This is a genomic window from Corynebacterium sp. KPL1824, assembly GCF_000478095.1.
GTDB lineage: Bacteria > Actinomycetota > Actinomycetes > Mycobacteriales > Mycobacteriaceae > Corynebacterium > Corynebacterium accolens.
Genome location: NZ_KI515750.1, coordinates 224293 through 237865 on the forward strand (window position 1 = coordinate 224293; position 13573 = coordinate 237865).

The window sequence follows — 13573 nt, forward strand, 5'->3', positions numbered from 1 at the left end:
CTCGCGTAAAAACCGTTCAAAGATATCCACGGCATTTGAGATTACTAGGCTATAAGAGAATGCACAGAAAAATAAGCGCTTTTCCTCGAGGTAAGGGGAGGAAAAGCGCTTAGTGTCAACGCGCAGGAATTAGATTCCTATTTAGATGTGAAAGGTCTTGCGCAGATCGTCAAAGATGGCCCGCAGCGGTGCCGGAAGCACCTGAGGATTCAGGCCAATAAAGGCTATCCCTGCCGCGAGCGCCGCGATGATGGCCAGGGCTGCGCCGCCAAAGGACGAGCCTTGCGGGAGCTTCGGGGAGTCTTCATCTTCTGAACCATCCTCTTGGGAGCCGGCCTCGTCACCGCCGGCTTCACCCACTTCCACGGGCAGGATCGCTTGCGTGCCGGCATCGGTGGTGATTTTCAGGTTCTGGGAGCCGGTCAGGCCCTCTGGAACGGTCAGCTTTACCTGCGCGCGGCCGCGCTCGCCATATTGGTCATCGCCTTCCTGCTTGGAATTATCGATATCGGCGGTTGCTTCCTCATCTCCTAGCTTCACCGTGACGGTCTTGGCCATGGGCTCGCCCTCGCTGGTGTAGTTCAAGCTGGACAGATCGACGGTGATTTCTTTGCCAGGGACAATTTCACCATCGATGTGGGCGCCAATTTGGCCCTGTCCCTTGCGGACTTCGGACTCGCCGGACGCGATGTAATCGATCATGGCTTGGGCGTCCATGTATCCCACATCGTTCTTGTCCTTGATGGAGCCTGCCTCAAAATAGCCATCGCCGCCTTTTTCGCTGTCGCTGGACGCGAGGAAGGAAGAAAGCGCGATGGAATAGTCTTTGTTCGGGTCAAGGGGCTCGCCGTTGATGGTGACGGACTTGACGCGCTCACCCTGGGCTGCCTTGTAGTCATAGACCACCTGCACGTTATTGGACAGGCCCATGGCTAGACGCGGCCGGCTGCTGCCCTCTTGCCACTGGTTTTCTAAAGCGGTGATGAAGTCCTTGCCGGAGACCTTCGCGGTAATAACGGAGTTACCAAATGGCTGGACCTCAAAGATGTCCTTGTAGGTGACGTCGCCGCCCTGCAAATCGGCGCGCACGCCGCCGGCATTCATGACGCCGAGGTCGATGTCCTCGCCCACCTGCTTGCTCATGGCATAACGCTGCCCTTCCGCGATGAAGTTATTCAGGGTGGACTCGACACCACGGTTGGAACCTGACTTTTGCCCCTCATCGGAGCCGCGGAACAAGTCGGTTTCGACTGTGCCAGCGGTCTTCGAGCCTTCTACCTCGGCCTCATCCTGTGCCTTCTTAACGATGCCCGCAATCTCAGCATCCGGCTCTACCTGCGCGGCAGCAGTCGCATCGTACTGCTTGAGCTCAATGCTTTTTACCTTGCGGGCGGCCTTGTCGTAGGTAATATCGGCATCATTAAGCAGCTTGCCGTATTCGTAGCCTTGTGCCCACTGCAGTGGCAGCGCGCCCTCACGCTCTACCGTGCCCTGGGTGGTCTGGTGGGTATCGCCACCGAAGAGGATATCGACATCCTTATTGAAGCCTTCCGCATATTCCTCCGCATCCTCGTGGAAGAGGGAAACCACGACATCCGCCTCGCCGCTTTCCTTCAAACGGGTGGCTTCCTTGTTCGTTGCCTCAACGGGATCGGTAAAGGTAACGCCCGGAATCTTTGCCGCAGATACCTTGAATTTGGTGTTTTGGGTGACGGTGCCGACGTAGCCGACCTTCACGCCGTCGATTTCTTCCACATGAGAGGCATCCAAGAGCGGCTTGCCGTCTTTTAATACATTGGCGCCGAGGATGGGATAGTCAGAAGCTGGCTCAATACGGTCCGTTAGGTCCTCGGTGCCCTTGTCGAATTCGTGGTTGCCCACTGCGGTGACCTTCATCCCCATGGCATTGAGCGCCTCCAGAGTGTACTTGTCATCCGAGATGGCCGAGACGAATGCAGAACCGCCCACGTTATCGCCCGAAGAGGTGAGGTTGAACTTTTGGCCTTCGTTGACCTGCTTGATAAGCGATTGCAGGCGGGCCACGCCAATCTCATCGCCCGCCTTAGCAGGGTCGCTCAGGCCATCTTCCAAGTGGCCGTGCAGGTCAGTGATATTGGTGACCGAGATGGTAATCGTATCCTCCTGCGCTAGGGCGTGTGTGCCAGAAAGCGCGACGGCGGTAACGGTGGTAGCGGCCACCAACTGGCCAATGCGACGGAACCGCATAATTACTCCTGTGTCGTAGAAAGCATTCAGACAATATATACCGCTTTCTTAACCAACCCGCAGGAAGCACAACCACCGTGAACTGGGCTTTTACCTTTCCTCCGCCAAGAGTTCACACAATCGTCACGTGCGCGTAGCCCGCGCGTTGCTCTATCAAGCAACCGCACAGGGAGGTAGCCGCGCGGGAAGGCGGTTAGGCAGTCACACGGTAGACGTCAAAGACGCCCTCGGTATTGCGCAACGTCGTCATCAAGGACCCCAGCTGTTTGGTATCCGATACGGAGAAGGTAAAACGCATCGTGGCAATTTGGTCCTCGCCGCGGTTCGAATTCATCGTCAACACATTGATGTTCTGATCGCTTAATACCCGCGTTAGCTCAGACAGCAGGCCCTGACGGTCCAATGCCTCAAGCTGCAGCGTGGCAGAAAACGCACCGGTAGAAGAGGTGCCAGAGGACCACTCCACCTTCAGCATGCGCTCCGGCTCAGATTTGAGCTTTTCCGCGTTGGCGCAGTCCGCACGGTGCACGGACACTCCCCCGCCGCGGGTGACGAAGCCAAAAATGGCGTCCCCAGGCACTGGCTGGCAACACTTCGCGAGCTTGGCCATGACATCGGGGCTTCCCTCCACCAAGATGCCCGTGCCGGAGGCGGAGTCCTTGGTATGCTGCGCGCGGGACTGCTCGAGCTCCGAGAGTGGGGTTCGGGAAGCCAGGGCATCCACGGCATCATCGCGGTCGCCGAACATGGCCACCAATTGGTTGGCCACGTGCTGTGCGGAGACGTGGCCTGCGCCGATAGCTGTGTACAGGGCATCGACATCGGAATAGTGCAGCTGTTCTGCGACCTGTTTCATGGAGCTGGCGGTAAACAGGCGGTGCATCGGCAAGCCGCCGCGCTGCACCTCAGAGGCCAAGGCATCGCGCCCGGCTTCGAGGTGCTCCTCGCGCCTTTCCTTGGCAAACCACTGGCGCACCTTCGCCTTGGCCCGCGGCGAGACCAAGAATTCCTGCCAATCGCGCGATGGGCCGGCGTTGGGATCCTTGGAAGTAAAGATTTCTACCTTGTCGCCGGATTTCAGCGGCGATTCTAGCGCCACCAATTTGCCGTTAACCTTGGCGCCAATGCAGCGGTGGCCAACCTCCGTGTGCACGGCGTAGGCAAAATCTACCGGGGTGGAACCCGCCGGCAAATCCACCACATCGCCCTTTGGGGTAAAGGCGAAGATCTGGCGCGCCGTCAGGTCATAGCGCAATGAATCGAGGAACTCATTGGGGTCTGCCGCTTCCTTCTGCCAATCCAGCAGCTGACGCATCCAAGCCATCTGGTCCACCTCTTCTTGGTGCCCAGAATTCTTGCCCTTCGTTTCCTTATAGCGCCAGTGCGCGGCGACGCCGAATTCGGCGTTGTAGTGCATCTCGTGCGTGCGGACCTGTACCTCCAGTGTTGCTCCGCCGTCCGCGAGCACCGTGGTGTGCAGAGACTGGTAGACGCCGAAGCGCGGGGAGGAAATATAATCCTTAAAACGCCCAGGCAAGGCCTGGTAAATGGAGTGCACGACGCCAATGGCGGCGTAACAGCTATTGATGTCATCCACCAGTACGCGGATGCCCACTAGGTCAAAGATCTCCGCGAACTCGCGGCCGCGCACGACCATCTTTTGATAGATGGACCAGTAGTGCTTCGGCCGGCCCATTACCTCGGCCTCGATGCCGTTTTCCTTTAAGGCGGCACTGACTTGGTTGATGATTTCCTTCAAGGCGCGATCGCGCGAGGGCGCGCGCTCTGCCACCATGCGCACGATTTCGTCGTACTTTTTGGGATAGAGGATGGCAAAAGACAGATCCTCTAACTCCCATTTCACGCTCGCCATGCCCAACCGGTGGGCCAAGGGGGCGATGACCTCTAGCGTCTGGCGCGCCTTCTTGGCCTGCTTTTCCGGCGGCAAAAAGCGCATAGTGCGCATATTGTGCAGACGGTCGCTGACCTTGATGACCAGCACGCGCGGATCGTTGGCCATGGCGACGATCATCTTCCGGATGGTCTCGGCTTCCGCCGCAGCACCCAGGGCCACCTTGTCCAGCTTGGTCACGCCATCAACAAGCCGGGCCACTTCGGGCCCGAAGTCGCGAGTCAGATCCTCCAGCGTGTACTCGGTATCCTCCACCGTATCGTGCAAGAGTGCTGCAACGATGGTGGTGGTATCCATGCCGATTTCCGCGGCGATCGTAGCCACGGCTAGCGGGTGGGTAATATACGGCTCGCCCGACTTACGGAATACTCCCTCATGCAGCCTTTCTGCGGTGTTATAGGCAGCGTTGAGCAATTCCGCATCCGCTTTGGGGTGGAATTTCCGGTGAATGGACATGAGGGGATCGAGCACCGGGTTAATCTTGACCCGCCCGCCGGTCAGTGACCGGGCAAGGCGGGCAGACATGCTCCGCATCCCGTTATTAGCCTGGCGTTTTGCTGACTTATCAGTGGCCATCTCTACCGCCCTTCACAATGCCACAGCCTATAGTGCTGGCTGCGGCGCCTTTCCAGATCGTGTGATCTAGCTTAGACACACCATCTTAGTCAGCGTCATCTAGCACAATAAGCGGCGGGCCCGATAAGCGCTCCCGGCCGTTCAGGCCCTTAACCTCTAGCACCACGACGTTACCCGCAACCTCGGCGCCGGCAGATTCAAGCAGCAGCTTGGCGCCGTGGAGGGTGCCACCGGTGGCCAGGACGTCATCGACAAGCACCACGCGCTTGCCCTTCACATCAACGCCGCTGGCGGGGATCTCCAACGCGGCCGAGCCGTACTCCAGCTCGTATTCTTCGGTATAAACCGGCGGCGGAAGCTTGCCCTTTTTACGAATGGCCAAAATGCCCAAGCCCAACTTGTATGCCACGGCTGAGCCCAGCAGGAATCCGCGGGCATCCAGGCCGCCGATAAGATCCGCGCCCAACTCCTCGCAGGCGGCCGCTAGGCCATCAACGACGGCCTGAAATGCCTCAGGATCGGCCAATACCGGGGTGAGATCTTCAAAGAGGATTCCTTCCTCTGGAAAATCCTGAACGAGGCGCACCTTGTCGTGCAAAGCTTGTGCTGCTGATTCGTACTGGGAACTCATCATCTTCCTTGAGAAATAAATAGCGAGAAATAATTTGAGAGGAAAAAGGGCTAAGCCTTTTCCACAGGTTCTTGTGCCGACACGTGCCAACGGTCCATGTTCCAGCCGATGCCCGAGATGCCAGTGTACGGCAGGACACCCTCCACGTCGCGGTGAACGATGAACACGCGCGGCTGCGCAGCAACAGGAATGGAGGGAACGCTGTCCCACAGCTGCTCTTCCTGTTCCTTGAGCTGCACGGAGTTTTTGATGCTGGAATCTGCCGCAGAGTACTCGGTCAGCGGGTCGACCGGGCCCAAGAAGGCATCAATGGTGGGCTCACCTGTTTCCGGATTGGGGTTGAGATAAAACTGCGATAGCTGTTCGTCCGCAGCGTCCTCAATGGTAATGCCCGCCGGTTCGCACGAGGCGCGCAGCGCCTCGACCATCGCCTGGTAGCGCTTATCCGGGCCAACGTAGCCCACCTTGATGGTGGTGCCGTTCAACTGGCCGGCCGCAGCCATGTCCGTTCCTTCGTGGTCCTTCGCCACCGATCCAAGCGTTTGGGCCACCGGATCCTGTACGGACACGGTGCGGACATACGCCGGCGGGACGTCGACGCCAGATATTTCGGAGCTCTTGTGTGCCAGCGCCGCTTGATCAACGCAGGCGGCAAATGCCTTCCTTGCAGAAGGCTCTGCGAAGATCCCGGCCTGTGACAGCGTCAGCGTATCGGTTTGCAGGCCCACCTTGGTGGTCGTCTCAAACTGGTCATTGCCTGCGCCCGCGGAGTCCTCCCCAGCGGAGTCGTGGTCTGGTTCTTTGCCTTCCGCGGATTCTGCGTCCTCACCCGCGTTCCCGGAAAGCCAGCCGGGCGCCGCGGTGGCGGAGTCTGCCACCTTGAGTACGCCCTTATCCTCAAGCTCCTGCGCGTCGGCGCTACTCGGCCACACGACGAGCCGGTCCAAGGCAGGCTTATCGCCGCGATACTGCTCATTGGCCTTTAAGAAAACCTCGCCAGAATCGCCGACCTTTTCTGCTGTGAAGGGGCCATAAGACACTTGCAACTCGGGATCAAAATCATCCTTGGCAGTGGAAAACCCATAGCGCCACAACTCAGCCACTGGCTGCAGCGCCGCCATGTCTTCTGCGTGCAGGGCCGCGTTGAGATCCTCCATGCTCATGTCCGTCTTCTGTGCAAGCGCGTGCGCAGGCATGACCGTGCCAGGGCCAAACATCTGGCGCCAGCGGTGGCCCTGGTCTTTATAGAAGGTCAGCGTAAAGGCCTTGCTGTGCGGTGCGCACTCGATGTCCGCGATGTCATTCATCAGCGGCATATGCGAGGCAAACTCCACCGGGTGCGTACCGGCCGTATAGGCAAGCAGGTAATCATCGCAGGTGACGGGGGCGCCGTCGGAGAATGTGGCGTCATCGGCAAGCGTCAAACGCACGCTTTCCTGGTCGCTATCTGCTGCGGGCGGAAGCTTTTCGGTCTCGACCAAATCCGCGTTGGGAATGAGCTGTCCGGAGGGACCTGGCACGAAAAGGCCGGGATAAAGGCGCGTCGAAAGCTGCGCCGCGGAGGTGGTGCTGCCGAAGGCGGTACCGGCATTCGTCGTTGCCAACTGGGAGTTGACCATATAACCGGTGTAGTTATAGGACTCCGGATCGCTGGGCGCTGCCTGGTCACCGCTATCGGATTCCTCGCTGCTGCACGAGGCCGCTACCAGCGCAAGGGCGGAAAGCCCCGCCGCAATAGCCGTGATTTTGGGACGGCTACCCCACCACCGTGTGGTGCCTAGTCTGCGTTCCACGGTACGCACAACCCCCTTTTTCTCCTTCAAAGACCGAGCTTTACTCTGCCTGATTATGCCGTGCTTCAGGGCGATTAGCGGCCTGGGCGCCAGGTAGCACCGGTATGACCGGAGACGCTACTGCCGTGATCGGATTGCTCTTCTGCCACTTCCTTGCGGGTCTTGGCCCCGGCATCGGAAGGCGTGACCACCTTGCGCTTCGCAGAACGCTCTTGCGCCGGTTCACCATCCTCAGACTTACCCGCGCGGTAATCCAGCACACGCTGCGTGTGCTGTTTGACGCGCTTGGTCCAATTAGCAAACGTCACCACCAACGGGGTGGCCAAGAAGATCGAAGAGAAAATGCCCTCGATAACGCCGATGAGCTGGATCAGCGCCAGATCGCGCAGCGTGCCGATGCCCATCAGCCACACGGCGATGACGAACAACGCGATAATCGGCAGCGCGGAAATGATGGACGTAGAAATAGAGCGCATGACCGTCTGGTTGATCGCCAAGTTGGCCAGCTCACCGTAGGTCTTAGAACGTTGGCCCTCCAGCCCCGCCGTATTTTCATTGACCTTGTCAAAGACGATGACGGAGTCATAGATGGAGAAGGTCAGCACGGTGAGCAAACCGATGATGACGGCGGGAGAAACTTCAAACCCAAAGAGGGCGTAGATACCGGCGATGACGATGCCATCGATAATAAGCGCCGAGATGGCAGCAAACGCCATGATCTTTTGCAAGCGCACCGCCACATAGATGGTCGCAGCGACGAGGAATACGACCATGGCCAGAATCATGCGCTGGGTAATGGAAGAACCCCAGGACTCGGACACGGTGGAGGAACCAATGGCGTCCGGGGTGGCCTCCCCGTTTTCATCCTTTGGCTGGAATTCCTCATAGATTGCGGACCGGGCGCTATCTACCTCTTCTTGGCTCAGGCGCTCAGAGGTGATTTCGAGCGTCTCAGAATCGCCGGCGCCGACGATGCGCACCTGCTCGGGTTCAACGCCGGTGGAGTCCTCAAAGACGGTAGCTACCTCGTCCTCTTTCAAGTCCCCAGCGGGCATGGACAAGGTGGTACCTCCCTCAAAATCGAGGGAGAGGGTGAACCCGCGAATCAAGATGGCGGCGATGGCGCCGACGAGGAGCGCGGCGGTAATCGCGTACCACCGTTTGGTGTGGCCAATGAAGTCATAGCCACGCTCGTCTTCATAGAGACGATCCAAACGCGAAATCTTGTGTTTAGTAGATACGGCCATGATTATTTCTCCTCATCTTCCGCAGCTGCTGAGGGCGCTGAGCTCTCAGACGAATCGGCGCTAGCGGATGCCGAATTGTCAGTGGCGCGCGCCTGCGATGCGGTAGCAACGCCGCGGGACTCCGCGTAGTAGCCGCGTTCGCGTCGCTCTTCAATCAGCGCGTAAATTCCGCCCAAACCGTTCATCGATGGCTTGGCTGCCGCTGGGCGGCGGCCGATGATCTGCATCAACGGCGCCATGACCAGGAAGGACACGACGAGGTCGAAGATCGTGGTCAAGCCCAAGGTGAACGCGAAGCCCTTTACCTCACCGATGGCGAGGAAGTAGACGATGACAGAACCAATCAGCGTCACCGCGTTACCGGTCACGATGGTGCTACGCGAACGCTCCCACGCCTTCTGCGTTGCTGACCTGAAGGTTCTACCCTCTAGGAGCTCATCCTTGATGCGTTCGTAGTAGACCACGAACGAGTCCGCGGTCGCACCGACACCGATGACTAGACCGGCGATACCGGACAGGTCGAGCGAGTACCCGATCCAACGCCCCAGCAGGACGATGGCGCCGTAGGTCAGCAGGCCGGAGCCAAGCAAGAAGATGACGGACACACCGCTGAGCGCGCGGAAGTAGTACAGCGAGTACAGGATGACCAAAATCAAACCTGCCAAGCCTGCCCACAGGCCGGCCTCGAGCGCTGCCTTACCCAGTGTCGGCGGAATGGACTCTACCGTGCCGCCGGGCTCGCCGTTTTCGCCGGCAAAGGACAGCGGCAGTGCACCATAACGCAGGTTATTGGCCAAGTTATTGGCTTCTTCCTGGCTAAAGTCACCGTTAATGGAGGTAGCAGAGCCGTACGGGGTAGCGCCCTGGATAACCGGCGCCGAAATGACGGCCGAGTCAAGGGTGATGGCAATCTGGTCGTTCAGATGCTCCCGCGTGAGGTCAGCCCAGGTCTGGGAACCGTTCGGGCCATTGCCGGTCTTGAAGGAGAAGCTAATCTCCATCTGGCCGGACTGCGGGTTCAGGCCGCCATTAATCGGGGAATTGGTATCAATCTCATTACCCGTCAGGCGGGTGCCGTCTTCATCCTCAACGCCGTTGAGCAACGGCGCTGGCTCCAAGACATAGGGGGTGCCGCTGTCGTAATCACAGGTCACAAAAGGCTTGGACGGATCGTCCGCACCAGCCAGTGGGTCGGCGGAGCCTTGGCAGGTTAAAAGCGACGAGGCCGCTGCCTGCGTTGTCGGATCGTCCGATTGGCGGTCCTTCAACAACATCTCAGTGACTTCGTCGCGGCGCTCGGTCTGCTCAATGGAGTTTGAAGGCTCGTCCAAGGGCTTGGCGGAGACCTTCGGCGCCTTGACGTCCTTCGGCTCCTTGCCTTCCGCCTGCGCTTCTTGCTGGGCCACGGCATTGGTGACGTCTTCCAGCTTCTTATTCGCCTCGTCCTTGTCTAGGACGCCGTATTTGACCCACCGGTTAGCCATATCCTCCAGCTCTTTGTCGAGCTTGTCCAGATCCGGCGCGGAGGGTTGTGCCACTGGGCGGAAGTACAGCTGGGAGGTCTGCCCCACCGCCTGGGCTTGGGACGCATCCTCGCCCGGCACGGTGATGACGAGGGTATTGCCGTTAATGACGACCTCGGAACCAGAAACGCCCATGCCGTTAACGCGCTGTTCCAAAATATTGCGCGCTTGCCGTAGCTGATCCTGGGTGGGGTCTTCACCTTGTGGCGCCAAGGTAACGCGGGTGCCGCCCTGCAGGTCGATGCCTAGCTTCGGGGCGGCTTGGCGGTTTCCGGTAAAAAAGACCAGCGCATAGATAACAACCACGATAAGCCCAAAGAGCGCGAGGGCGCGCTTGGGCCATTGGCGGTTGCTATTTTTCATAGCGCCTCTAGATGATGCGGACAACGATATTCTCCTGTGCACTGCAAACCAGGGTGATTAAACAATAAATACGGCCCGCCCGATTCGGCGCGGGCACGTTAACAACGCACAATCGTACGTCATGGAACAACATTTTCCTTAACGGGGTCCGCGATTCAGCGAAAATGTGTCAGGTTCTACGTTTCTCATAAGCCGAGTGCAGGTTCAGAGAACCCCCAGCTTATGCACAGAATACGCCCGCGGCCTACTCGGAAAAGGGCGCGGGCGGTAACGAGGACTTAACGGCTAGAGGGCTGCTCACCTTCCCCGCCGTTGAATCCATCATCATTATTGTTCTCACCGTTATCGCGCTGCGCCTCTACGGCATTGTTTGCACCACCGCGGTCAAGCTTCTGGGCCTCGCTTTCGGTGCGCACCACCGCCATCTTGTCAAAGGTGAGGGTAACGCCCGGGGAAACCTCGAGGTCCACGCTGGTATCGGTGGTTCCCCGCACCACGCCGTGGACACCGCCGGCGGTGACGATGCGATCCCCATTCTGCAGGGAGTTTTGCAGCGATTGCATATCGTTCTGGCGCTGGCGTTGCTTACGCATCGCCATAAAGGAAGGAATGATGAACAAAATGACAATGATGATGAGAAAGATGATTTCCATAACTTTCCAGTATGCCAGACCGTTTCGTTCACAAAAACCATGAGTCGGTTCCACCTCTGCGGCCGCGCTAGCGCGGTGCCCACGCTTGCCTAAAACAGCCCAATCGCGCCATCGGGAGGCGTCAGGCCGAGGTGTTGCCAGGCGGCGGCGGTGGCGACCCTGCCCCGCCCAGTGCGCGAAATCATGCCGGCGCGAACCAAGTACGGCTCACATACCTCCTCCACGGTGGAGGGTTCCTCGCCCACGGCGATGGCCAAGGTATTCACACCCACCGGCCCGCCGCCGTGGCCGTTAATCAGGGCATTGAGGACGGCGCGGTCTAGTCGGTCTAGGCCCATTTCATCGACGTCGAATACCTCCAGCGCCCCTTGTGCTGCGGACAGATCGATGCGTCCGGTGCCATTGACCTCTGCATAATCGCGCACGCGGCGCAGCAGGCGGTTGGCAATGCGCGGGGTGCCGCGCGAGCGGGAGCCGATTTCCACGGCGGCATCGTCATCGATGGCAACGTCCAAGATATGCGCCGCACGCTTGATCACGCGGGTGAGATCCTCGGTGCTGTAGTACTCCATTTGGGCGGTAAAACCGAAGCGATCCCGCAGCGGACCGGTAAGCATTCCCGCTCGCGTTGTCGCCCCGACCAACGTAAACGGCGGGATCTCCAAGGGAATCGAGGTAGCACCCGGCCCCTTGCCCACAATCACATCGATGCGGAAATCCTCCATGGCCATATAAAGCATTTCTTCGGCAGGCCGGGCGATGCGGTGGATCTCATCGATGAACAGCACGTCGCCTTCCATGAGGTTGGAGAGCATCGCCGCCAGGTCGCCCGCCCTCTCCAGCGCCGGCCCGGAGGTCATGCGCAGCGATGTGCCGAGTTCCTGCGAAATGATCATCGCCATGGTGGTCTTGCCCAGACCGGGCGGCCCCGATAACAGGACGTGATCCGGGGTGACCCCGCGGTTCTTCGCGCCGGTAAGCACGAGGGAGAGCTGCTCCCTTACCTTGGGTTGCCCAATGAATTCCGTCAGGGACTTGGGGCGCAGGGAGCGCTCGATATCGTGTTCTTCGGCGTGAGCGGTGGCTTCCACATCACTATTGTGCTGGGATTCGTGCGCCTTACTCATCCCCTCTGGGAGGTTGAACTCGGTGCGCTCAATATCGGACATGCTGTAGCCTTTGTGTCTTCTTGACGTCGTATTCTTTTAGCCCTGCTTACCCAACTGGGCCAGGGCCGCACGCAGCAAGGTTGAGGTATCCGCCGCAGGGGCTTCGGCGTATGCCGCCTCCACCACGGGGCGAGCCGCCTTCTCAGTAAACCCTAGGCCCAAGAGGGCTTCAGTGACACTATCGACAACTGGGCCACCGGCACCTGTTGCCTCCGACGCAGCATCGGGCACGGGAGTTCCAGCAAAGCGCTTTACCTTATCCTTGAGCTCCAGGGTAAGGCGTTGGGCCATGCGCTTGCCGACGCCCGGGATAGACTGCAGCGCCTTCACATCCTCCCCGCCAATCGCTGCGGCCAGTTCTTCTGCCCCCATGACGGATAACGCGGCCAAGGCGAGTTTGGGCCCCAAGCCAGACACAGATTGCAGCACTTGGAACATTTCGCGGTCATCGTCGCTGGTAAAACCGTATAAGGTCAATGCGTCTTCCTTGACCACCAAGGTAGTGAGCACAAAAGCGGTTTCTCCGCGGCGCAAGGTTCCCAACGTCTTTGCGGTGGCTAAGAACTTATAGCCCACCCCGCCGCATTCAATAACGCCGTGGTCTAAACCAATGTGGAGGACTTCTCCCCGCAATGCCGCAATCATTTTCTACCGTGCCTTCCTACCTGTGTGCGCTTTCAACATGACCTAATAATGAACAAACTTAACCTGTGGGGGTGTGGCGAGCTAAGGCTGAACACCCTTCCCCCGCCCGCGGACGCCGCTGGTCTTTGCGCCGAGCCCTAAACCGGTACTATCCATTCTCACGATCGCTGGCGCCCGCCAGCAGTGGCAGACGGCCAGCGCCAATGCATCCGCCGCATCCGCCGGCTTGGGCGGCTCCGTAAGCCCCAGGATACGGGTGATCATGGTCGTCATTTGCTTCTTATCCGCGCGCCCATTGCCAGAAATAGCCTTTTTCACTTCGGATGGGGTGTACATGTACACCGGAATATCCCGCTCGGCGGCCGCGAGTACCAGAACCCCTACGACGTGCGCGGTCTGCATGACGGTTGAGACCTGGCCGCGTTCGAAGACGCGCTCTATGGCCACCACATCCGGCGAATAATCGTCCATCCATTCCTTGGCTGCCACGGATAGCCGCAAAAGCCGTTCGGTCAGATCCTTATCGCTGGGAGTCCGCACCACTCCCACGGAGACGGGAAGGATCGCGCGCCCGCGCCCGGCTTGAACTACGGACAGGCCACAGCGGGTGAGCCCGGGATCGATACCCATCACGCGCATGCCTTCGATATTCACACCCGCCCACTCCCCGTTCCGCGGCCTCGTCGTTACCAATCTTGCTCCCCTATTATGTCTTACACACACATGTTCTACAACACGGCGAGAACCTAGGGCCCCAATAAAGCACAATAAAAAGCCCGGCGCCGACATCTCCGCATCCGCGAAGAGCCGCCACCGAGCTAGTGCCTAATAAGAG

10 protein-coding genes are annotated in these 13573 nt (G+C 59.2%); all 10 read right to left on the minus strand.

Going from position 1 to position 13573, the window contains the following annotated elements; genetic code table 11:
* Window positions 1–141 precede the first annotated feature (141 nt).
* A complete protein-coding gene (locus tag HMPREF1267_RS07360) occupies window positions 142–2226 on the minus strand; it encodes a bifunctional UDP-sugar hydrolase/5'-nucleotidase (protein WP_023017408.1) in 2085 nt (694 codons plus the stop codon).
* Between the two features lie 193 nt (window positions 2227–2419).
* A complete protein-coding gene (locus HMPREF1267_RS07365; RefSeq protein ID WP_034654063.1) occupies window positions 2420–4714 on the minus strand; it encodes a bifunctional (p)ppGpp synthetase/guanosine-3',5'-bis(diphosphate) 3'-pyrophosphohydrolase in 2295 nt (764 codons plus the stop codon).
* Between the two features lie 85 nt (window positions 4715–4799).
* Window positions 4800–5345: an adenine phosphoribosyltransferase gene (locus HMPREF1267_RS07370; RefSeq protein WP_023017406.1), complete on the minus strand. Its 546-nt coding sequence runs from the start codon at window positions 5343–5345 to the stop codon at window positions 4800–4802.
* Window positions 5346–5395: 50 nt separating this feature from the next.
* Window positions 5396–7138 (minus strand): ABC transporter substrate-binding protein, encoded by a 1743-nt coding sequence (locus HMPREF1267_RS07375; protein WP_232215124.1) that lies wholly within the window; start codon window positions 7136–7138, stop codon window positions 5396–5398.
* A 74-nt stretch (window positions 7139–7212) separates the two neighbouring features.
* Window positions 7213–8385 (minus strand): protein translocase subunit SecF, encoded by a 1173-nt coding sequence (secF, locus tag HMPREF1267_RS07380; protein WP_023017404.1) that lies wholly within the window; start codon window positions 8383–8385, stop codon window positions 7213–7215.
* A gap of 2 nt (window positions 8386–8387) precedes the next feature.
* Complete coding sequence (gene secD, locus HMPREF1267_RS07385) at window positions 8388–10271, minus strand: protein translocase subunit SecD (RefSeq protein ID WP_023017403.1); 1884 nt, start codon at window positions 10269–10271, stop codon at window positions 8388–8390.
* Window positions 10272–10549: 278 nt separating this feature from the next.
* Window positions 10550–10924 (minus strand): preprotein translocase subunit YajC, encoded by a 375-nt coding sequence (gene yajC / locus HMPREF1267_RS07390; protein WP_005283298.1) that lies wholly within the window; start codon window positions 10922–10924, stop codon window positions 10550–10552.
* Window positions 10925–11013: 89 nt separating this feature from the next.
* Window positions 11014–12093, minus strand: coding sequence for a Holliday junction branch migration DNA helicase RuvB (ruvB, locus tag HMPREF1267_RS07395; protein WP_005278995.1), 1080 nt, complete (start codon window positions 12091–12093; stop codon window positions 11014–11016).
* A 36-nt stretch (window positions 12094–12129) separates the two neighbouring features.
* Window positions 12130–12738 carry a Holliday junction branch migration protein RuvA gene (gene ruvA, locus HMPREF1267_RS07400; protein ID WP_023017402.1) on the minus strand — a complete coding sequence of 203 codons (609 nt, stop codon included), beginning with the start codon at window positions 12736–12738 and terminating at the stop codon, window positions 12130–12132.
* A gap of 81 nt (window positions 12739–12819) precedes the next feature.
* Window positions 12820–13392: a crossover junction endodeoxyribonuclease RuvC gene (gene ruvC, locus HMPREF1267_RS07405; RefSeq protein WP_005283305.1), complete on the minus strand. Its 573-nt coding sequence runs from the start codon at window positions 13390–13392 to the stop codon at window positions 12820–12822.
* Window positions 13393–13573 lie beyond the last annotated feature (181 nt).